Consider the following 19,895-nt stretch of genomic DNA (forward strand, 5'->3'; position numbering starts at 1 on the left):
ACCGCCTTGTCACCTTACCTGCTTCCACTTTGCGCACCGCTCCTGCTGCTGGGGGCGGCCGCGTTCGGCTTCATGCGGAAGGGGCGGCGCCCACCCCTGGTGCCCGTCTGCGCAGAAGCGGCCGCGCTTGGCGGACTGCTGGTCGCCCTGGCATCGCTGGCGGTTCTGATCCTTCGCGGTCCCGGCGCCAGCGGGCTGATCGGATGGGCGGGCATCGGCCTGTCGGTGAGGCTCGATGCGGTCAGCGTAACGATGCTCCTCCTCGTCACGTTCATCGGCTGGATCGTGGTGAGATACGCCCGCACCTATCTCGATGGCGAGGCGCGGCAGGGTTATTTCATCGGCTGGCTTTGCACGGCGCTCGCGGCAGTCCTTCTCCTCGTCCAGGCGGGCAACGTCGTCCAATTGGTCGCGGCGTGGGTCGCAACCAGCGCGGCGCTACATCGCCTGTTGCTGTTCTATCCCGATCGTCGGGCGGCGCAGCGGGCCGCCCGCAAGAAGCGTCTGTTCTCGTCGATCAGCGCCGCCGCACTCCTCACGGCCATCGGTCTCATCTGGGTGAGCTTCGGGACGACCGATATCGCGACGATCAATGCACAAGCCCGCACGGGCGAGGGCTCCTGGCTCATCGTAACGGCCGCCGCCATGCTCGCGCTCGCCGCCATCCTGAAATCGGCGCAGTTCCCGACCCATGGCTGGCTCACCGAGGTGATGGAGGCGCCGACGCCGGTCTCGGCCCTGCTTCATGCCGGCGTGATCAATGCCGGCGGCTTCCTGCTGATCCGTTTCGCCGATCTGATGGTTTCAGCCCCCGGCGTGCTCGCCGTGCTGGCGATGCTCGGCGGGTTCACTGCGTTGTTCGGCGCGCTCGTGATGTTGACGCAGCCTGCGGTCAAGACCTCGCTCGCCTGGTCGACGGTCGCGCAAATGGGGTTCATGACGCTCCAGTGTGGTCTGGCGCTGTTTCCGCTGGCGCTGCTCCACATCGTCGCTCACTCGCTCTACAAGGCGCACGCGTTCCTCGCCTCGGGCGGGGCCGTGGAGCAGGTCGCGTCCATTCGCCGGCCTGGGCCTGTCGCGGTTCCGAACGGGTTGGCGGTAGTCCGCGCCTTCCTGATCGCACTCGCGATCTACGCGGGGATTGGCGCAGCCTTCGGGTTCACCTTCGGTTTCGAACATAAATCACCGCAAGCGCTCGCGCTCGGCACCATCCTGATCTTCGGTGTCGCCTACCTGTTGGCCCAGGGCCTTGCCGATGCGGCGCCCCATCCCCTGACACGCAGGACGGCGATCTACGCCAGCGCCGCTGCGATCGGCTACTTCGCGCTCCAGACCGCAGCCGAATGGCTGACCGCAGGGGTTCTCCCCGCGACGCCGGCACCGGGACGGCTGGAGTGGACGCTGATGGCGCTGGCGGTGCTGAGCTTCGGGGCCGCCGCAGTGGCGCAGGCGCTGTTCCCGCTCTGGGCATCGCACCCCGCCGCCGCCGGACTTCGCGTCCATCTCTCCAACGGCCTTTACGTCAACGCCACGATCGATCGCGTCCTCGGCGGCTGGTCTGTCCCCAAGGCGTCGTGAACCCACAGGAATAAGGACAAGACCCATGTTGATGACCACTCCCGGATCGCCGCTGCCGTCTCCCGATGTGCTTCTCGAGGCGGCCAATCGGGCGGCGCGCGCCATTCCCCCCCTTTGGCCCTTGGCCTCGAGCGTCGCGGTCAATCCCTTCCTCGGCCAGACGGGCGAGCCGCTCGCGACTGCGGCGAGCCGTCTGCGGCGGGTGGCGGGCATCCCGCTGACCATGCCGCGGTCCTGGTACGCGGACCGTTTGCGGTCCGGTGAGATCGCCGAAGAAGATCTGCGCGCTGCCTTTGAAAGCGCTCCCGCAGCGCTTCGGCCGAAGACGTTCGCCTCATTGAAGCGGGCCGTCCAGTCTGAACGTCCAGAACCGCACGCGATCCCGACGCTCGCCGATCTGGCACGCGACGTCGCCGGGATCGACTGGCCGGCCATCGTCAATGACCGCATCAGTCACTGGGCCTCCAGCTACTTCGATGAGGGGCAGGCGCTCTGGGCCAAAGGACAACAGGGGGCCGCTTACAGCGCATGGCGCATCATCGCGACCCACGATCTCACGCCTGAGATCGCCGGCCTGGAAGGTTTCGCACAGAGCGTTGCGGATGCGCCGGCAAATGCTGAAGACGCAATCATCGCATGCGTCGCCCGTCTTGGGCTCTGCGGGCCGGCGCTGGAAAGCTATTTCCATCGGCTTCTGACGACGCTCGGCGGCTGGAGCCAACTCGCCCGCTATCGCCTCTGGCAGGCCGAACTCACCGGCAACACCGATGCGTCCGTGACCGATCTCCTCACCATCCGCTTGATCTGGGAGGCGGCTCTGCTGCGCAAATTCGGCCCCGTGGTCGAGGCTCAATGGAAGGCTGCCATCGCTGCCTATGCCGAGCCTGTCTCTGCGACTCCTGAGGATGTCGTGGACGCCATTCTGCAGGAGGCCGCCGAGCGCGCGGCGCAATGGCGGCTCGGCGCCTGTCTCACCGGAACATCTCCGGCCCGGGTGGCAGATGGTCGCCCCACGTTGCAGATGGCATTCTGCATCGACGTGCGCTCGGAAGTGTTTCGGCGGGCGTTGGAAAGCCTCGATCCCGGCATCCGGACGCTGGGCTTCGCGGGGTTCTTCGGGCTGGGAATCGGCCATCGGCGGTTCGGCTCGGACGTCGTGGAGGCGCGTCTGCCGGTGCTGCTGAAGCCGGGCATCTTCACATGCTCGGGAGAGGCCACGCCGGCAGTGACAAGCTCGGACCTGGCCGCGCGGATCACCGCCCGCGTCGAGCGGGCATGGGGACGCTTCAAGCTGGCCGCCATCTCCTCGTTCGCTTTCGTTGAGGCCGCAGGCCCGATCTATGTCGCCAAGCTTCTGCGCGATGGGCTGGGGCTGAAGCGGCATGCCGCGCCAAACGATCCAGCCCCGCGGCCGACCAGTGCTCTCGACCTCGACACGCGGCTGACAATGGCCGTGAGCATACTCAAGGCGATGTCGCTCACGAGAGGCTTCGCGAGGCTCGTTCTGCTCGCCGGTCACGGGGCCAATGTGGTCAACAATCCCCATGCAAGCGCCCTGCATTGCGGCGCGTGCGGCGGGTATTCGGGCGAAGTGAATGCGCGGCTTCTTGCATCTGTGCTCAACGACCGCGAGGTGCGCGCCGATCTTGCGGAGCGGGGCATCATCGTGCCCGAAGATACGCTGTTCCTGGCGGCGCTGCACGACACGACAACCGATGACGTCAACATCTACGCCGCCGACCATGCCTCTGCGGCCCATGCCGAGGATGTCGATCAGGCAGAGCGGTGGCTGAAATCGGCTGGCATTCTCGCGCGTGGGGAACGGGCGCTGCGCCTCCCTCGCGCGAAGCAGGGGCAGGACATCCCGCACCGCGCGCGCGATTGGGCCGAGCTTCGTCCCGAATGGGCGCTCGCGGGCTGCCAAGCCTTCATCGCGGCGCCGCGGGCACGGACTGCGGGGCACGATCTGGCGGGACGGGCCTTCCTCCATGACTATGACTGGCGGCGCGACGACGGCTTCGGCGTGCTGGAGTTGATCCTGACGGCGCCGGTTGTCGTCGCCAGCTGGATCAGCCTCCAATATTACGGATCGACGGTTGCGCCCGACGTCTTCGGGGCAGGCAACAAACTCCTTCACAACGTCACCGGCGGTATCGGTGTGGTCGAGGGCAATGGCGGCCTCTTGCGGGCAGGACTGCCGTGGCAGTCAGTGCATGACGGCGAACGGCTGACGCATGAGCCCCTTCGGCTTTCCGTGCTGATCGAGGCACCGCGCGAGGCGATCGCAAGGATACTCGAACGTCACCCGGAGGTCCGGGCGCTGTTCGACAATCTCTGGCTGCATCTGTTCGCCCTCGACGACAAGGGCCGCATGGCTTGGCGCTATACCGGCGATCTTCAGTGGGAGACGTGCGTCGGCGATGAGCACGCAGATGAGCATTCCGTGCGGGAGGTCGCGTAAAGGGCGGTCCCGCGCATCCTGCGGCCTTCAAGCGCCCGAAGAAGGAGGTGCTTCGTGAGCATTGGCGAGGGAACGCCGGACGTCACGGCCGCAGCGCGCCTAGGCCTTTATGCCGGGCAGCGCTGCGTGCTGGCGACCATGCGTGGCAAGGAGACGGCGATCGCGCCGGTTCTGCTCGGCAGGCTCGGCCTCGTCGTCACCACGGCGCCGAATATCGATACCGATGCCCTTGGCACGTTTACGGTAGAGATTCCCCGCGCCGGCACCATTCGCGAGGCTGCGGTCGCCAAGGCGAGGCTTGGGATGAACGCGTCGATCACGGCTCCCAAACTGGCGGGCTCCCGATTGTTTTCCGCAGCCCTTCAATGAAGGCTTTGACCTTGGCGCTCGGCTGCGGCAGGGCCCGCAGGGCATAAACGCCCGACGGCCCTTGGTTCCAGGGCTCGTCGCCTGACAGCAGGCGGATCAATTTTCCGGCCTTCACGTCCGGTCCGACGACCCAACTCGACAGGAATGCGATCCCGAGCCCGGCCTCTGCCGCGGCGCGCTGCGCTTCGAAATCATCGGAACGGAGCGCCACGGTGCCGTTTCCGCCAAAGCCGGCGGGGCAGCCAAGTACATCGCGCCATCCCAGGAGATCAGCGCCGTGAAGCTTGTCGATCAGCCGATGCGATGAGAGATCCGCCGCGCTTGTGGGCGTGCCTGCCCGTGCCAGATACGCGGGGCTGGCGACCAGCAGGCGCGCGAGCGGTGCAAGCTTGGTCGCGATCAGCGTGCTGTCGGTCAGTGCGCCCATTCGGATGACGACGTCGAGACGCTCCGCCACGGGGTCGGCCAGCCGCTCCGTCAGGTCCAGTTCGACCAGCAGGGCGGGATGTTTGGCCTGCAGGCCCACCACAACGGGAAGCACGTAGCGTTTTCCGAAGGTGGGGAAGCAGGCGATGCGCAGAGTGCCTGTGACCGAGCCCTCGAAGGCTGCGATCTCCGCGTGGGTATCCGCGAGGTCATCGAGATGGCGCACGGCCCGCTCGTGCAGCCTCTGGCCGGCGTCAGTGAGCGTGAGCGCGCGCGTCGACCGGATGAACAGGGAAACGCCAAGATCCCGCTCCAGGGCGTCGATCTGGCGGACGATGGCCGACGGCGTCACTGCACGCCGGCGCGCGGCACCGGAGAAGCTTCCCGCGCGCACCACATCCACAAAGGTAGCCAGATATTCGGCGAAATGGGGTCTCATCTTTGCGATCCAGGCAAAGCCGTTTGCCGAACCCTATGACTTATCGGAGGTTCTGGACACCCGCATATTTGCTGTGCCGACACCGCGCGCCCCACCGCAACCGAGCCGCAGAGGGCCCGCGGGCCGCGTTCCAACTGGCAAGCGACGAGGGTGATCATGGGCATCTCGAAATAATGCCGTCTCCACCTCGCGTACCAGAGTTATGGGCGAGGTCTGAATGCACCTTGTTCTGGCCTGCTGGAGCGCAAAAAAATCTGCGCTATTTGAAGTTAAAAGGATGAAATCATGAAGGTCCTCACCGACAAAATTCTATCGGAATCGGCGTACTCTGCGGAGATCGACGTTCCCTTCGAGAAGGTTGATATCGCCGATTGGCTGTTCACCCTGCCCGAGGCGGAGTATCTGCGCTGCTGTCCCCCCGATCACATCGGCTCCGGCGTCACCACGAAGGACGATGGCCGTCGCATGGTGATCAACGTGGAGATGATCGGCACCGGGCTCGTCATCCAGCACTACGTCGCCGAAGAAGCGACGCCTGCCTACTGCCGGATGAACTCGATCTCCGACGTGTTCACGCCCGTCGGGCGCACGCAGGTCAACGTGATCTGGGAACTCATCGCCGAGGCGATCGAGGGCGGGCGCACCCGCTACACCAACCGCGTCACCTCGCATCCGACCGACGTGTTCATGGACTTCCTCGCAGCCCACAAGCAGAGCTTCGAGCAGGCGGCGATCGCCCGCCAGGAAGCAGGCGGCGATCACAACCGGCGGGAAACGCCGCTTTTCGCCGCGAGCATCGGCCGACGCGCCATGGCAAAGGCAGCCGCCAAGTGAAGGCTGTTATCTATGATGCCTTTGGTCCGGCGGATGTTCTCCGCCTGGCCGAGGTGCCGATGCCCGAGGTGCGCCCGCGCGATCTTCTGGTCAAGGTGCACGCGGCCGGCGTCAATCGCGCCGATCTGCTGCAGCGGCAGGGCTATTACGGACGTCAGAGTTATGGCGAGAGCGATCTGCTCGGATTGGAGGTGGCCGGCGAAGTCGTGGCGGTAGGCCATGAGGTCACCGACATCGAGCCGGGTGAGCCTGTGATGGCGATCGTCGGTGGAGGCGCCTACGCCGAATTCGCCCGCGTGGACCGGGGATTGGCGGTGCGCATTCCGCCTGCGCTCGACTTTACGGGTGCCGCGGCGGTGATGGAATCCTTCGTCACTGCCTGGGAGGCCGCTGTGCATCTGGGCGGGACCGGCGCCGTGACGACGGTGCTCGTCCACGCAGCCGCCGGCGGTGTCGGTTCCGCCGGCGTCGAGATCGCTCATTCTCTCGGCGCCCGTGTCTTCGCGACGGCCAATGCCCAGCGCCGCACGGACATTCTGAACCTCGGCGCGGAATGCGTGTTCGACTACCGGTCCGAGGATTTTGAACAGGGCGTGCGGGCGGCGACCCAAGGACAAGGGGTGGATGTGATCATCGACTTCGTCGGCGGCGATTATCTCGCCCGCAACCTCCGCAGTCTCGCGCTAGGCGGCCGTCTTGTTCAGGTGGGGCTGCTGGGCGGGAAGGACACGGCGGAGCTTCCGCTCTCCGTCCTGCTGCATAACCATCTGCGCATTATCGGCACCGTCATGAAATCGCGTGACGCGGAGGAAAAGCGAGCCATGGTCCGGCGCTTCGCGGAAAACGCGCTGCCGATGTTTACGGATGGCCGGCTGAAGCCTTTGGTCGGCGAGGTATTTCCGCTGTCCGAAGCCGCCAATGCACATCGCTGCATGGAAGCGGGCGGTGGATTCGGAAAGATCGTATTGAAGGTCTCACCTTAACCCGCCTGCATCGCAGCGCCCTGCGACGCGCGACCCGCTCGGGCAGACGGGCAGATAGGTCATCGCCCGCTTTCCGGGGTGAGCGCCTGCGCCCGGCGCGCGGGCGGGCTTCGTCGTTCCCCAGTCGTGGCTGCGGTGATCTCGCACCATGCGGCTGTCCGCGGCGCGCCAGATCCTAAAGCCGCTGATCCGCCCCCGTGCGTTGAAAGCCGGGAGTGTCGCTTTCGGCCTCGCCTTGGCGGCGGATCGGGTGGGCCCTGATCCGCCTCAGTTTCCGCAGGCCGGCGTTAATGAGCAATCAGAAATTGCCTTCGCCGGATCTCACGCCGGCTGGCGTTGCGAGGTGCCTTGGAAGCATGTTTCTCGCCCACGTCCGTGGAGGCGTGCCCACCTCCCTTGAGAAAATACGGGTGAGGTGACTCTGGTCCGCGAAGCCACAGGAGAGCGCGACTTCCACGAGTGAAAGCCTGCCCTCAGAAATCAGCTGCTTCGCCGCCTCCACGCGCATCTTGAGAAGCCAGCGATGAGGTGTCATGCCGGTGGATGCTGCGAATTGCCGAGTGAAATAGCTCGGTGTCAGGCCGCAGTCGGCCGCGATCTCCGCGATGGTCAGGTTCCCGCTCAGGCGGCTCGCGATCAGGTCCTTGGCGCGTTTCAGGCGCCATGGCACCAGGCCTTGCGGGCCGGGTCTTGTCTCCAGAGCAACGCCATAGGTGTTCGCGAGATATGTGCAGAGCGCAACCATCATTTGATCGAGAAACAGATGACTGGATTCCGCGGGGCGCTCCAATGCAGGAATCATCGCCATTCCCAGATGCATCAGCGTCTGGTCGAAGAAGCCGTGGCCACTGACGAAATTGAGATCGCTAATAGCCGGACGGCCTGACGCCACACAGAGCGCATCGAAATAGCGGTGGGGGATGTGAAAATGGATGGTGTCGAACGGGTCCTCCAGTCGAGCTTCGACCTTGTGGCGCAGGTCGAAAAGCACGCTGTTATTGCGCTTGAGATCGATCTGCGGCGTGTTGCGACCATCGAGCCAGAGGTCGCCACGCTGATAATCGATCAGCTCGAGCGAAAGCGCATAGCCGTCCTGTGCCGGCACCGGATCCACGAAGCCGAAATTCGGTCCTCCTGTTATCCGCGCAACCGACAGGCCGACGTCGGAATGGCCAGGAGCCGAGATCTGGGAGGCTGAGCAGATCCCCCTCCAGTGGTCATCGAGCCGCTTCCCATAGTTGGCCAGTTCCATTTCGATCCTTGGTGTTCAAAACGTACATGGCTCAAATTCGACGGTATCATTTGATGTCCTGTACTGCCCAACTTTACACGAGCGCCTTTATGTCCAAAAGGACAAACAGGGTAGGCACGGGGGCGGCTCTCGGTACGCACCGTGTTGTGATTGCTGGAACTACGTCTTTTCTGCATTGGGTTGCTCGAGGGCTGCCATCTCCATCCGGGGGCGGCTCACGCCGGCGATATGAACGCGAGCGATGTCATCACGATGGGCTGGAAGCGCAGTTCGCAGGCCTCCAAGACATCGCGAATGATCCTCATCATGGGTGACTCTGGAGTGCTGTCCTTGCGGTCAGCACATGCCGCCGTTGGCGCGCACGATTTGGCCGTTGATCCAGCCACTTTCCGAACCGGCGAGGAAGGCGACGACCCGCGCAATGTCTTCCGGCTGGCCCAGGCGTTCGAGCGGGTTCATTTTGGCCATCCGGTCGATCAACTCCTGAGTCTTGCCTTCGAGAAACAGGTCGGTGGCGACAGGGCCCGGCGCCACGGCATTCACCGTGACCCCGCGCCCGCGCATTTCCTGCGCGAGAACCTGGGTCAGGCCTTCGACGGCCGCTTTCGTTGCGATGTAAGGCCCGTAAGACGGCAAGCGCATGCCGATGACGCTCGAGGAGACGTTGATGATCCGCCCACCGTCTCGCACGCGCTTGGCGGCCTCCCGGCAGACGTTGAACGTGCCGTTAAGATTGATGGCGACCAGCTGGCCGAAGTCCTGGTCGCTGAATTGGGCGATGGGTGCCAGCTTCATGATGCCGGCGTTGTTGACGACCACGTCAATCCCGCCGAATGCCTTGTCGGCTGCGTCGAACATGGCCTCGACAGCACCGCTGTCCGCCACGTCGGCCTGCGCGGCGATCGCCTCCCCGCCCGCCTGGGCGATCCGGTTCACCACGTCCTGTGCGGCGGCCGCGTTGCCGGCATAGTTGACCACGGTCCTGAAGCCGTCTGCCGCAAGCCGCAGGGCCAGAAGGGCTCCGATGCCGCGAGATGCGCCTGTGACCAGAGCGTTTTTACCGTGACTGCTCATGTGAGTGCCCTTTCCAACGAATGGCTCGATGGCAGGAGTACCCCTCTTGTCACCCGCATAAAAATGCATACTGATCAGGGAAAGAATGACTGAAAGTATGGCTCGTGGCCTTCGATAGTCGCTTGTTGAATGGGATCGGCGTGGTTTCGGCCGTTGTTGAAGCTGGCAGCTTCGCGCGCGCGGGCGAAGCGCTGGGGCTGACGCAACCCGCCGTCAGCCGCGCCGTAGCCCGTCTGGAACAGCGGATCGGCATTCGGATCTTCAATCGGACGGCGCGGTCCATTTCGCTGACCGACGAAGGCCGGCGGTATTACGAGGCGGTTGCGCCTCTCATTGCAGGCATTGAAGACGCCACCCTGAGCGCCGGCCGCGCCAAGGCGCTGGTTCGCGGGCGGCTGAGGGTGAATGTGGACGGCGCCTTTGGGCATTTCGTGCTCACGCGACGGCTCGGCGCGTTCCTGGACCAGTATCCGGATCTGGCGGTCGACGTGGCAGTGCGCGACGCTATGGGCGATCTCGTCGGGGATGGTTTCGATGTCGCCGTCCGTTTCGGGTATCCGGAGCCCTCCAACCTCAGAGCGGAGCTTTTGCTGGAGACGCGCGTGCTGACGTGCGCGTCCGCAAGCTATATCGCCCGTTACGGAGCGCCGTCTCACCCGCGAGATCTGGTGAATGGCCACCAGTGCGTTCTTCTGCGCGATCCCTCGACGGGACGTCCATACGAATGGGAGTTCAGCCGGGGAGGCGAGACCATCCCGTTCCAGGCAAGCGGGCGCCTCATGGTCCATGACACCGGCTCGCTGATCGGCGGGTGCCTCGGCGGCATCGGGATGGCGCAACTGCTCGAGCTCTATGCAGAGAACTTGCTCGGGGAGGGAAAACTCGTGCAGATGCTGCCCGAGTGGTCGGACGAAACCTTTCCCCTCTACGCCTATCATCGTGCGTCCAACCTCGTGTCTGCCAAGGTCAGCGCGTTTCTCTCCTTCGTGCGGCAGATCACGAGGTAATCCGCCAACGTGCGCAACGCGAGCAGGGCGGCGGCGCGGAACGTTTGCCCATGCGCTGCCCTGGACGGCCCGCAGGCGCCGAGGCGATAGCCGGCCGTGGGCGTGATTGCCGCCGCCGGCCCTCGCGGGCAATCCGGCAGGGGATCGGCCGGCGGGGTCAGGCGGCCCGGATCGTGCCGAGGAAGCGTCGCATCTGGGTTTCCAGGTGCGATGCCTGTTCGGAGAGGGTGGCTGACGCGGACAGCACCTCTGAGGCCGCCGTGCCCGTCTGGTCGGCGGTGCGGGCGACGTCCGCGATATGGCTGGTCACCGTGTTGGTGCCCGTGGCGGCCTGATCGACGTTGCGGACGATCTCCTTGGTCGCGACGCCCTGCTGCTCCACGGCGGCGGAAATTCCTGTCGCCACGTCGCTCATCTGGCGGATCTGGTTGCTGACGTTCTCGATCACCTGCACCGCATGTTCGGTGGTGCGCTGGATGGCGCTGATCTGGGCCTCGATCTCCTCCGTGGCCTTGCCGGTCTGGCTGGCAAGGTCTTTCACCTCGGAGGCCACGACCGCGAAGCCCTTGCCAGCGTCGCCCGCCCGCGCGGCCTCGATGGTGGCGTTGAGGGCGAGGAGGTTGGTCTTGGAGGCGATGTTGGAGATGAGGCCGATGAAGTCGCCGATGCGTGAGGCCGCCTGGGCGAGTTCGCGGATCACCTCCCCGGTGCGGGCGGCCTCGGCCACGGCGCTGGCCGAGAGGCTGGCGGACTGCTCCACCTGGCGGGAGATTTCATCGACGGACGCTCCCAGTTCCTCCGCCGAGGAGGCCACCATCACCACATTGGTGGACGCCTGTTCGGCCGCCGCAGCCACGGCGGTCGAGCGCGATGAGGTCTCCTGCGCCGTGGTCGACATGCTGCGCGCAGTCTGGTGGAGCGCGTCCGATGAGGTGGAGACGTTGCGGATGATGCCGCCGACCGCCTGCTCGAACTCGTCCGCGAGCGCCTGCATCGCCTGATGCCGCTCGGCCTCCGCGCGCTCGCGGGTCTCGGCATTCTCGCGTTCCAGGTCTGCGTTGCGGGCCATCTCCTCCCGGAACACCAGCACCGCCTGGGCCATGGCGCCGACCTCGTCGGAACGATCGGTGTCGCTTACCGTCACCGCAAGATCGCCGGCGGCGAGGCTCTTCATGACCGTGGTCATGCGCTCCAGCGGTCGGGTCACCCGCCGGGTGACGACGACGATCATCGCGATCCCGAACACGGCGGAGAGGAGAAGCAGCCCGCTCTGGATCAGCAGGGAGCGGAAGGCATCCGCCTGCCGGTTCTGCGCATGTTGCTCGGCAAGGTCGAGGGCGGTCTGCGCCACGGCCTGGAAATAGGCGAGCTTGGACACGGCCAGCGGCGTCCATTCCTCAGCGGTGATGCCGGGCGGCGTCCCCGCCATGAGCGCCTTGAGGGTGTTCAGGCGCAGGTCCATGAAGGTGGGGCTGAAGAACTCCCGCTTGGCGGCCTCGATCCGGCTGCTCAGTTGGTCCGGCAGCGGCATGCTGGCTGCGAACTCGACGAGGACAGCCCAGGTGCTGTCGATCTGGCTGGTGAGGGTGGCATAGCGTTGCAGGGGCTCCTTCACCAGCGGCTGCCCGGCCAGCGGATTGGACACCAGCAGCGCCGTGTCGCCCGCCGCGTTCCGCGTGGTCCAGGCCAGCTGCTTGATCTGGAACAACTGGTCCACATAGGGATCCTGGAGCTTCACCGACTTGACGAGCTGGGCCGAGATGCGGTCGAGCAGCTCCAGCAGTGCTGCGGTTTCCCGGTTGTAGTCAGTCAACAGGGAGGGGCGGCGTTCGGCTTTCGGGCGGGAGAGCGCGGCGGTAGATTCCGTGTGAAGGTCCGCCAGGCGGCTGATCGCACCCTGGAGACTTGTCGCCAAATCCTCGTGTCCGGCGAAATCAAGGGTCCGAAGCCCCGCGAGGGTTGCGTTGAGCGCCGGCATTTCGGCCTTGCGGGAGGTTTCCAGCTGCGGCGTCAGGGTCGCGAAAACCCGATCCGCCGGCAGGTCGCGCAGTGCCGACGCCCGGTCAAGGCGCAAGTTGTGGAGGGAAGTGAAGACGTCCTGAGAGACGCGGGTTACTGCGGAAATGCGGGCTGCCGTTGCATAGGAGCGGGCGGATTCCCACGCTCCACTGGCCAGAACGGTCACCAGACCGAGCGCCAGGAGGGCGATGACCCAGGTGAGCAGAGCCTTGACGGAGAAGCGCTTGAACATGCCGATGATCCAATCAGAACGATGGCGGCTGAGGGCGAGGCGTGCTGCCGCCTGAGGTGTGCGCTGTGAGCGAATGTTCGAACGGTGACAGTTTGCTTCGATAAAAATCAGCCTGACAGATTATCATTGCGGGAGGCTGGAAAGCCGAAGAATGTCTCGGGGTTCTCAACCAGCAACCTCTGCTTGAGCGCAGGCGTGATGGCGATGTGATCAACGAAATCCACCAGAGTCCCGTCGTCGGGCATGGGGCCGGACAGGTTCACATGCGGCCAGTCGCTGCCCCACAGCGCCCGCTCCGGCGCGTGGTCCAGCAGGCTGCGCGCGTAGGGGACGACGTCCTCATAGGGGGGCCCGGCATGCGAGAGGCGGTCGGCACCGCTGAGCTTCACCCAGACGCGACCGGTGTCCAGCAGCCGGAACAGGGCCTCTCGGACCGGCGCGAGATCCTGCCGGATATCCGGGCGGGCCATGTGATCAATTACCACGCGTGTCGGCAGTCCGGAGATGAAGTCCCGGTAACGCGCGATGTCGGTACCGGTCACGTGGATGGCGACGTGCCAGCCGAGCCCGGCCACGCGCCGGGCAGCAGCGGCCACAGCCTCAAGGTCGGGTGCCCCGCCGAGGTGGGACAGGAAGCTGAAGCGCACCCCGCAAATGCCTGCCCTGTCGTAGGTTCTGATCTCGGCATCGCTCGTGTCGGGCCTGATCAGCGCGACGCCGCGATAGCGGGCCGGCTCGCGTTCCAGCGCGTCGAGGAGAGGGCGGTGATCGAAGCCGTGGCCCTGGCTCTGGACGAGGATGGCACGGGAAATGCCCATCCGCTCGTGCAGCGCGCGCAGGGCCGTTTCCGGGACCTCGGATGGCGTGAAACTGCGGTCATCGGGCAGGGGGAAACGGGCGAACGGGCCGTAGATGTGGCAATGGGCGTCGCAGGCGCCGGCGGGTGGCCGTCGCGCCGGAAGGCTTGGGTCAGGATTGGGCGGCGGGCAGGGTGTGAGGGGAGCGCTCATGTCAGTCACACCGGGCGCTCATGCCGCCATCGACGACGATCTCCGTGCCGGTCACGAAACGGGCCTCGTCCGAGGCAAGGAACAGGGCAGCGGCCGCGGTGTCGCGGCCGTCGCCCATGAAGCCGAGCGGGATGCGGGCAAGGCGGGACTGGAGCAGGACATCCACGTCGCCGCCGGCCCTTTGTCCCGCAAGTCGGGCCTCGACCATGGGCGTGTGCATCTGGCCCGGCACTACGGTGTTCACGCGGATGTTGCGCTTGGCATATTGCACGGCGACCACGCGGGAAAACTGGATCACGCCGGCCTTGGAGGAGGCGTAGCCCACCTGCGCCGCGCCGGTCCAGCGGATGCCGGAGGTCGAGGCCGTGTTGACGATGGCGCCGCCGCCCTGCGCCTCCATCACAGGGAGCACATGCTTGCAGGTGAGATAGACGCTCTTGAGATTGAAATCGATCTGCCGGTCCCACTGCTCCTCGGAGAGTTCCACCGGGCCGCCGGGCGCCGAACCGCCCACGTTGTTCACGAGAATATCGGCCCGCCCGAAGGTGGAGAGGCAGGCGGACACCATGTCCGCCACCGCCGCGCTATCCGTGACGTCGCAGGCGTAGGGCGCGATGGTGCCGCCCTCGGCGCGGGCGCGGTCCAGCGTCTCTTCCATGCTGTCGCGGTTCTTGTCCACCGCGAACACGCTAGCGCCCTCGCGGGCGAACAGCACGGCAGCGGCGCGCCCGTTGCCCCAGCCGGGGCCGACGCAGCCGGCGCCGGTGACGATGGCAACCTTGTTGGCGAGCCGTCCGCTCATGGTCTTGCCTTACGCTTCCAGGGCAGACGTCTCGCCCTCGGGCAGGCCGATGTCGAAGACGTTGAGGGTGAAGGCCACCAGCGTGTAGTAGCCAAGGAGGCCCACCAGATCGACCACGCCCTTCTCGCCAAGGGCGGCGGTGGCGCGGGCGTAGAGGGCGTCGGTCGCACGTCCGCTTTCCACCACGGAGCGGCTGAAATCATGCACCACCCGTGCCGCCGCGCTGTCGAGCGGCGGCGTCTCGCGATTGGCGATGGCGGTGATGACCTGCTGCGACAGGCCCGCCTTCAGCCCCTCGCGGGCGTGGGCATACCATTCGAAGTGCGAGGTCCAGCGGCGGGCCACGACAAGGATGGCCAGCTCCGACAGGTCCGGCGGCAGGCTGGTGTCGTAACGCACGAAGGCTCCGAGATGCTGCGCGCGCCGGCCCAGCTCCGGGCTGTGCAGCCAGGCGCGGAGGGGCGCGGGAACGCGGCCGCGCTTGCCCGAGATGGCCTCTTCCGCCACCGCCCGCTGCTCGGGCGTCATCTCGTCCAGGGGGAGATCCTTGATCCTCATGCCGCGCCTCTCTTCAGAAAGGTAGCCAGCGCCGCGTTGAAGGCGCCTGGCTGCTCAATATTGGGCAGGTGGCCGGCATCGGGGATCTCGACGAATCGGCCGTCCGGCACGGCCTCGGCGAGGCCAGCCAGGGTTTTCGGCAGCGCGCCGTCCGCCGCGCCGGCAAGCATGAGTGCGGGGCAGGCGAGGGCCGTAAGGCCCGGCCGGAAATCGAAGCGTTGGAGCGCGCGCACCGCGCGCAGGAAGCCGTCGAGGGGCGTCGCCGCTATCATGCCCGCCACGCGGCGGACACCCTCTCCGTTCGTCTCGACGCTGGCGGGCTGGAACCAGCGCGCGATGGTGGGGTCCGCGAGCCCGGCCATGCCTTGGGTGCGGGCGAGGGCGATCCGCTCCTCCCACGCTTGTGCGCCACCCGTCGGTGTCGCCGCCTGACCGTCCGCCATCACGAGGCTGGCCACGCGCCGAGGCTGCGCGAGGGCCGCACCGAGACATGTCGCGGCGCCCATGGAGATGCCGACGAGATGGGTGCGCGCGATGCCGAGTGCATCCATGAGGCCGATCAGATCGGCGGCAAGACGCTCCATGGTGCAGTCTTCGGCCGGGATGCCCGTCCGCCCGTGACCCCGCTGGTCATAGCGCAGGATGCGGAAGCTTTCCCCGAACGCGGCCGCCTGATCGTCCCATAGGGACAGGTCGGTCATAAGGGAATTGCTGAACACCAGCCAGTGCGCGCCCTCGGGGCCGTCCACCCGGTAATGGAAGGTCAGTCCGTCGATCTCGATGCTGTTGGGGTTGGCTCGGGGCATCGGCTCAACCCCGGAAATAGGGGGCATAGAGATTGAACATCTGCGCCCCGATGCCGGCCACCGACGCGAGTGCGCTCCGCAGGGGCTCAAAGCCCTGCGGAGCGGCAAATTCAGCGATCAGCCAGAGGCTGGTCTTTTCGCTCTCCGACTGGCGGAAGACGCGGGCTTGCAGCGCATCAGGCAGAGCCTGCGCTGCCGCGCGCAAGGCCTCAGCGAAGGGCGTTTCCTCCCCGGAGGGATGATAGCGGGCCAAGAGCAGGCCGGCCGCCTGACCGAGCGGCAGGGTCAGCGCGTTGCCCGGCAGGATCTGCCGCGCCACCACGCGCTGCCGCCCCATGGTTCGCGGCAGGATGCGCTTGCTCCAGGGCGTGGAATTGGCAGCGGAAACAGCGTGATACTCGGGCGTGGCGAGCGCCGCCGTGGAGGCTAGATCGTATATGGCGAGCCAGCGGGGCCAGCCGGCAAGGCAGACCCAGCGCGAGGCGGTTTCGAAGCCCGGCAGCGCCCGGCGTTGCGGAAAGTGCTCGGTGTCGTACCAGTCGTTGAACTCTTCTTCCAGGCTCGCCGGAGGCTCCATGGTGACGAGGAGGAGTCCCTTGGGGTCGGTCATCATCGCCTCCTGATCAGGCTCGCATCAGCGCGTCGCGGGTCACGCTGGCGAAGAAGTGCCGCAGATGCGTGGCCATCGCCTCGGGGGCCTGAACCGGCATGATGTGGCCACTGTCGATCTCCGCATAAATGGCACGCGGCAGTTGCGCCGAGAGGGCACGGACGGCCTCTGGCGGACGCAGCAGATCGTGCGTTCCGGCGAGCACAAGACATGGCAGGTCGAGGGCCCGGAGCTGCCCGTCCAGCCGCACATCGGCCAGCGCCATGTTGGCGTAGGCGTAGCCCACCGGATCGCTGGCAAGGAACCGCGCGCGGTAGGCGGCATAAGCCGCCGGGTCCCGCCGCACCACGGACGGGAACGAGCGGGCGAGGCTCGCGTCCACGATCGCGGCCATGCCCTCGCGCATGGCACGCTCCGACCGGTCCACCAGATAGCGGACGCGGTCTTCCGCCACCGTCAGCGCGGGCGAGCAGAGGGCGAGCCCATACACGGCGGCCGGATCGTTGAGCGCGTGCACCACGGCAATGGCCGCGCCGGCCGCGACGCCGGCGAGGCAAAACGGGCCGGCGAGACCGAGCGCGTCGAGCAGCTGGCGCAGATCCCGCGCATGGTCTGCGATCGTGAACGGCTTGCGGGGCTTCTCGGACCAGCCGGCGCCGCGCTGGTCATAGCGCAGCACCCGAAAGTCACGCTCCAGGCGTGGCATGAGCGCATCGAAGCTCTCGAGGCTGCCGCCCAGCTCATGGATCAGCACCAGTTGCACCGGGCCGCTGCCGGACAGCGTGTAGCGCAGGGTGACCTGCTCAAGGTCGATCCAGTTCATGGCGAAACAGGCCCGAAAGGGGATTTGACGTCGGGAAAGGTGCCTGCCAAAACGGCGTCCATCACGAGCGTCCGTGCGGCGGCAACCGCCGATGGAGGTGCGCCATCGACATCCGTGGACTTCGCTATTTCGTCCAGGTGGCGCGGGCTGGAAGCGTCAGCCGCGCCTCGGTCATCCTGAACGTCGCGCAACCCGCCCTCAGCCGCCAGTTGATGAAGCTGGAGGAGGAGCTCGGCGTCAGCCTGTTCGTGCGTCACGGGCGCGGCGTGCGGCTGACCCGCGCCGGCAGCTCGCTGCTGGAGCACGCCAACGCCGTGCTGCGGCAGGTGGACCAGATCTCGGAACTCGTGCGGGCGCCGGAGACGAGCTTCGCCGGCCATGTGGTGCTCGGCGTGCCGCCGGCGGCAGGCCTCATCATCGCTCCGGTGGTGGTGGAAATCCTGCGCGAACGCTGGCCGCATGCCTCGCTCCACGTGCGCGAGGGCATCAGTTCCTCTCTGGAGGAATGGCTGCTCGACCGCCGCCTCGATCTCGCGATCCTCTATAATCCGCCGCCGCTGGACGGCATCGTCCTGACGCCGATCCTGCACGAGCGGATGGTGGCCGCCGGTCCCATTACCGAGAGTCAGATGAGCGCGCGTACCATCAACTGGCGGGACCTTTCCGGCCTGCCGCTGATCCTGCCGTCTCTGCCCCACAGCAACCGCCGCCTGATCGAACAGGCGGCCATCCAGCGTGGCGCCCGCCTCGACGTGGTGTTCGAGGTGGACAGCGTCACCATGACCAAGGCCATGATCAAGCGGGGCCTTGGCTGGACCATTCTGGCCCATGCTGCGGTGGCGGGGGAGGCGGAGCGGGGAGAATTGCAGGTGCGGGTCATCGACCGGCCCCCGCTCATCTCCACGGTCTCCATCGGCATCCCGACGGAAACCCAGTCCACGCCGCTTGCCCATGAGCTCTTCGATGTGGTGCGCGGCGTCATCGTGGAGCGTGTGGCTGCAGGCGCGTGGTACGGCGCCAAGGTGGTAGATGACTATGTCCGCTGACATGCGGGTTTCACTCACCGGCCTTGGCGGATGCGGGGACCGCCACGGCCGACGCCTGCGGGCCGGCACCGGCCGGCGCGGCGAGCTCGGCCATGTAGCTGTCGAACTTGGTCCGGTTGAACGCATTCTCCCACCGGGCGATGACAAACACGGCAACGGTGTTCCCCACCACATTGGTGAGTGCGGTGCAGGTGGCCATCAGCCGGTCCACGCCAAACAGAAGGCCCAGCCCGTTGAGCGGCAGCGCACGCACCGTCTGCAACGTGGCGGCGAGCTTGATGAAGGCGCCTCCGGCGACGGTGGTGCCGCCCTTTGAGGTGAGCAGCATGATGGCGAGCACGCCGATCTGCTGGCCAAGCGAAAAGGGTGTATCGGTGGCCTGGGCGATGAAGCCCACCGCGATGGCCATGTAGATGGCGGTGCCGTCCAGATTGAAGCTGTAGCCGGCGGGCAGTACAAACCCCACCACCGCCTCGTCGCAGCCGGCCTTTTCCAGCTTCTGCATCAGCCGGGGCAGGGCCACCTCGCCAGACGCGGTGCCGAGCACCAGCAGCAGTTCCTCGCGCACCAGGCGGATGAGCTTCAGGATGGACAGCCCGGCCATGCCAGCTACTGAGCCAAGGACCAGGAAGACGAAGGCGAGGGACGTGACGTAGTAAAGGCCGACGAGCTTGGCGAGATAGATCAGCGTGCCCGAACCGTGAGCGCCGACGGCCGCCGCGATGGCGCCAAACGCACCGATGGGGGCCACGCGCATGATGAAGCCGAGGATGCGGAACAGGACATCCTGCCCTTCCTCGATGCCGCGCAGGATGGGCGAATCCTTCTTGCCGCCGATGCTGAGAGCCGCGCCGGTGAGCACGGAGATGAAGAGCACCTGCAGGATCTCGCCCTTGGCGAACGCGTCCACCAGCGTGTTGGGAATGATGGAAAGGAAGAAGCCGACGGCGGTGAAGTGGCTGGCGGTGTTCGAGATCCTGGCTACGCTCTCGTTGACGGCGAGGCTGGTGGCGTGGAGGCCCGCGCCGGGCTCGAACACGTTCACCACCACGAATCCGAGCGCCATGCCGACGGTGGTGAGGATCTCGAAATAGAGCAGCGCCTTGAAGGCGAGGCGGCCGAGCTGGCCCATATCCCGCACGTGGGTGAGCCCCAGAACCACGGAGCAGAAGATGATCGGCCCCAGCATCATCCGCAGCAGCCCGATAAAGGCATCGCCGAGCGGCTTCATCTCGACGGCGGTCGCCGGCGCCAGAATCCCCAGGGCGATGCCGAGCAGGATGGCGATGATCACCTGAACATAGAGCTGGCGTAAGCGGGCCATAACGAACTTCACTCCCGTGCTGCCGCCGCTGCTTCCGGCGGCTTTGCTATTGGGCCGCATTACAAACGTCAGGAACGGGCTATGTCCAAGTCCGTCGATGGATACATATCCATGCCGTTTCGGTATGGTTCATCCCAGCGTGCCGACCGGGCGGTGTAATCAAACCGCCCCGATGGTCGCTGGGCGTGGCCGTGCAGGGAAGACGAATGATTTCTCCGCCAGCGCGCCCGAGGCCTACCGGA

Annotated in this window: 18 protein-coding genes; 7 read left to right on the plus strand and 11 right to left on the minus strand. The window is 66.3% G+C overall.

The features are described from left to right. Positions 1-6: 6 nt before the first annotated feature. From AZC_RS06725 to AZC_RS06735, 3 genes are read left to right on the plus strand one after another with little or no spacing between them, the layout of a single operon-like run. On the plus strand, positions 7-1,578 hold the full coding sequence (locus AZC_RS06725; RefSeq protein ID WP_012169837.1) for a proton-conducting transporter membrane subunit: 1,572 nt from the start codon (positions 7-9) through the stop codon (positions 1,576-1,578). A gap of 25 nt (positions 1,579-1,603) precedes the next feature. After that, complete coding sequence (locus AZC_RS06730; RefSeq protein ID WP_012169838.1) at positions 1,604-4,039, plus strand: YbcC family protein; 2,436 nt, start codon at positions 1,604-1,606, stop codon at positions 4,037-4,039. A 54-nt stretch (positions 4,040-4,093) separates the two neighbouring features. Further along, positions 4,094-4,408, plus strand: a complete 315-nt coding sequence (locus tag AZC_RS06735) for a hypothetical protein (RefSeq protein WP_043879007.1) — start codon at positions 4,094-4,096, stop codon at positions 4,406-4,408. Here AZC_RS06735 and AZC_RS06740 read toward each other — a convergent pair. After that, positions 4,356-5,273 (minus strand): LysR family transcriptional regulator, encoded by a 918-nt coding sequence (locus tag AZC_RS06740; RefSeq protein WP_012169839.1) that lies wholly within the window; start codon positions 5,271-5,273, stop codon positions 4,356-4,358. The two genes, AZC_RS06735 and AZC_RS06740, sit on opposite strands and share 53 nt — an antisense overlap. 285 nt (positions 5,274-5,558) lie before the next feature. On the opposite strand from AZC_RS06740, the gene AZC_RS06745 reads away from it, so the two are divergent. Continuing rightward, positions 5,559-6,107 (plus strand): hypothetical protein, encoded by a 549-nt coding sequence (locus AZC_RS06745; RefSeq protein ID WP_012169840.1) that lies wholly within the window; start codon positions 5,559-5,561, stop codon positions 6,105-6,107. Then, positions 6,104-7,090 (plus strand): NAD(P)H-quinone oxidoreductase, encoded by a 987-nt coding sequence (locus AZC_RS06750; RefSeq protein ID WP_012169841.1) that lies wholly within the window; start codon positions 6,104-6,106, stop codon positions 7,088-7,090. The genes AZC_RS06745 and AZC_RS06750 overlap by 4 nt, the downstream gene beginning before the upstream one ends. 298 nt (positions 7,091-7,388) lie before the next feature. On the opposite strand, the gene AZC_RS06755 is transcribed toward AZC_RS06750, so the two are convergent. Together AZC_RS06755 and AZC_RS06760 are read right to left on the minus strand one after the other, a co-directional pair. Beyond that, positions 7,389-8,342: a helix-turn-helix domain-containing protein gene (locus AZC_RS06755; RefSeq protein ID WP_012169842.1), complete on the minus strand. Its 954-nt coding sequence runs from the start codon at positions 8,340-8,342 to the stop codon at positions 7,389-7,391. Positions 8,343-8,678: 336 nt separating this feature from the next. Beyond that, on the minus strand, positions 8,679-9,416 hold the full coding sequence (locus tag AZC_RS06760) for an SDR family oxidoreductase (protein ID WP_012169843.1): 738 nt from the start codon (positions 9,414-9,416) through the stop codon (positions 8,679-8,681). A 104-nt stretch (positions 9,417-9,520) separates the two neighbouring features. On the opposite strand from AZC_RS06760, the gene AZC_RS06765 reads away from it, so the two are divergent. Continuing rightward, on the plus strand, positions 9,521-10,423 hold the full coding sequence (locus tag AZC_RS06765) for a LysR family transcriptional regulator (RefSeq protein ID WP_012169844.1): 903 nt from the start codon (positions 9,521-9,523) through the stop codon (positions 10,421-10,423). 157 nt (positions 10,424-10,580) lie between these two features. Here the strand turns inward: AZC_RS06765 and AZC_RS06770 are convergent, their stop codons facing one another. From AZC_RS06770 to AZC_RS06800, 7 genes are all read right to left on the minus strand, one after another. Beyond that, complete coding sequence (locus AZC_RS06770; protein ID WP_012169845.1) at positions 10,581-12,674, minus strand: methyl-accepting chemotaxis protein; 2,094 nt, start codon at positions 12,672-12,674, stop codon at positions 10,581-10,583. Positions 12,675-12,781: 107 nt separating this feature from the next. Next, entirely contained in the window at positions 12,782-13,684 is a 903-nt protein-coding gene (locus AZC_RS06775; protein WP_012169846.1) for an amidohydrolase family protein, read from the minus strand. A 1-nt stretch (position 13,685) separates the two neighbouring features. Further along, positions 13,686-14,486 (minus strand): SDR family NAD(P)-dependent oxidoreductase, encoded by an 801-nt coding sequence (locus AZC_RS06780; protein WP_012169847.1) that lies wholly within the window; start codon positions 14,484-14,486, stop codon positions 13,686-13,688. A 9-nt stretch (positions 14,487-14,495) separates the two neighbouring features. Further along, positions 14,496-15,044, minus strand: coding sequence for a carboxymuconolactone decarboxylase family protein (locus AZC_RS06785; protein ID WP_012169848.1), 549 nt, complete (start codon positions 15,042-15,044; stop codon positions 14,496-14,498). Continuing rightward, positions 15,041-15,850 carry an alpha/beta fold hydrolase gene (locus tag AZC_RS06790; RefSeq protein WP_012169849.1) on the minus strand — a complete coding sequence of 270 codons (810 nt, stop codon included), beginning with the start codon at positions 15,848-15,850 and terminating at the stop codon, positions 15,041-15,043. The genes AZC_RS06785 and AZC_RS06790 overlap by 4 nt, the downstream gene beginning before the upstream one ends. Before the next feature lie 4 nt (positions 15,851-15,854). Continuing rightward, complete coding sequence (locus AZC_RS25680) at positions 15,855-16,460, minus strand: DUF4286 family protein (protein WP_052285880.1); 606 nt, start codon at positions 16,458-16,460, stop codon at positions 15,855-15,857. A 13-nt stretch (positions 16,461-16,473) separates the two neighbouring features. Further along, the gene (locus AZC_RS06800) at positions 16,474-17,283 is read right to left on the minus strand and encodes an alpha/beta fold hydrolase (RefSeq protein ID WP_012169851.1); all 810 of its coding nucleotides are present in this window, start codon (positions 17,281-17,283) and stop codon (positions 16,474-16,476) included. A gap of 137 nt (positions 17,284-17,420) precedes the next feature. Between AZC_RS06800 and AZC_RS06805 the strand changes: the two genes are divergently transcribed. Beyond that, a complete protein-coding gene (locus AZC_RS06805; RefSeq protein ID WP_012169852.1) occupies positions 17,421-18,329 on the plus strand; it encodes a LysR substrate-binding domain-containing protein in 909 nt (302 codons plus the stop codon). A 10-nt stretch (positions 18,330-18,339) separates the two neighbouring features. Here the strand turns inward: AZC_RS06805 and AZC_RS06810 are convergent, their stop codons facing one another. Then, entirely contained in the window at positions 18,340-19,653 is a 1,314-nt protein-coding gene (locus AZC_RS06810; RefSeq protein WP_043879009.1) for a cation:dicarboxylate symporter family transporter, read from the minus strand. Positions 19,654-19,895: the final 242 nt, after the last annotated feature.

This window comes from Azorhizobium caulinodans ORS 571 (assembly GCF_000010525.1).
In the GTDB taxonomy this organism is placed as follows: domain Bacteria; phylum Pseudomonadota; class Alphaproteobacteria; order Rhizobiales; family Xanthobacteraceae; genus Azorhizobium; species Azorhizobium caulinodans.